Annotated in this window: 2 protein-coding genes; both read left to right on the forward strand. The window is 65.9% G+C overall.

Annotated elements, in window-relative coordinates:
- Positions 1 to 1,085 (forward strand): IS21 family transposase (gene istA / locus GH664_RS22740; RefSeq protein WP_153170312.1); only part of this gene is annotated, 1,085 nt, incomplete at its 5' end.
- Positions 1,078 to 1,444, forward strand: a 367-nt coding sequence (locus GH664_RS22745) for an ATP-binding protein (protein ID WP_194270486.1), incomplete at its 3' end; no start/stop codon positions are given. The genes istA and GH664_RS22745, both read left to right, overlap by 8 nt.

Raw genomic sequence — 1,444 nt, forward strand, 5'->3', positions numbered from 1 at the left:
AGCATCTGGTCATCGGTGGGGTGTGGCGCAAGGTGCTCGTGGCGCACCTGAAGCTGTGCTATAGCCGTGCCTTTGTCGTGCAGGCGTATCCGACGCAGAGCCACGAGATGCTGTTCGATGCGCACGCGCGGGCGTTTGCCGCGCTCGGTGGCGTGGCCCGGCGCGGGATCTACGACAACATGAAGACCGCCGTCGACCGGGTGAAGAAAGGCAAGGCGCGGGTGGTCAATACACGCTTTGCGGCGATGGCCTCGCACTACCTGTTCGAACCGGACTTCTGCAATGTCGCCAGCGGTTGGGAGAAAGGCGTCGTCGAGAAGAACGTGCAGGATAGCCGGCGGCGGATCTGGCAGGAGGCGGCCGAGACGCGCTTTGGTTCCTTCACCGAGCTGAACCTGTGGTTGCTGGCGAAGTGTCGCAGCCTGTGGCCGGAGCTCAAGCATCCGGAGTACGACCTCAGCCTGGCGGAGATGCTCGAGCAGGAGCAGCCAAGTCTCATGCCGATGATCACGCCCTTCGACGGCTACGTGGAGACCCTCGGCAAGGTGTCGAGCACCTGCCTGGTCACGTTCGAGCGCTGCCGCTATTCAGCGCCGTGCGAGTTGGTGGGGCAGATGGTCGGCATCCGGGTGTATCCCGAGCAGATCGAGCTCGTCGCGCACGACACCGTCGTGGCCCGTCACGTGCGCAGCTTCACGCGCAACGAAGCGCGCTACGACTGGCAGCACTATCTGCCGCTGATCGAGCGCAAGCCCGGTGCGCTCAGGAACGGCGCACCCTTCGCCGACATGCCCGCGCCACTGCAGACGCTGCGCGCACTGCTGCTCAAGCGCGAAGGCGGAGATCGGGTCATGGCGAAAGTGCTCGCCGCCGTGCCTCAGCATGGCCTGGGGGCGGTGATCGTGGCGGTGGAGTTGGCGCTCGAGGCGGGCCGTCCCAGCCCCGAGCACATCGAGAACGTGCTCAACCGCCTGAAGTCAGCTCCTGCCACGCCGACCGTCGACACGGTACTGACCCTGAGCGAAACACCGGTGGCGGACCCGCAGCGTTACGACCGGCTGCGTGCGGAGGTGAGCCATGCGTGATGTGCTTGCCGAACTGAAAGCCCTGCGCCTGTACGGGATGGCCGATGCCTGGGCGGAGCTGGTGTCCACGAGTGAGCTCGGGTGTCAGAGTTCGGGTTGGCTGCTCGAGCACCTGCTCGAGGCCGAGCATACCGACCGTCACCTGCGCTCGATCCGCTATCAACTGCAGGCAGCCCGCTTCCCGGTGCACCGGGACTTGGCCGGGTTCGACTTCGAGCAGTCGAAGGTGGAGCGGGCACTGATCCAGGAACTCGCCACGCTCGACTTCACTGCGCAGGCCCACAACGTCGTCTTCATCGGTGGCACCGGCACAGGCAAGTCGCACCTGGCCACGGCGCTGGGCGTCTCCGGGATCACCC

Origin of the sequence: Thauera sp. 2A1 (assembly GCF_009469595.2) — a bacterium.
Classification (GTDB): Bacteria; Pseudomonadota; Gammaproteobacteria; order Burkholderiales; family Rhodocyclaceae; genus Thauera.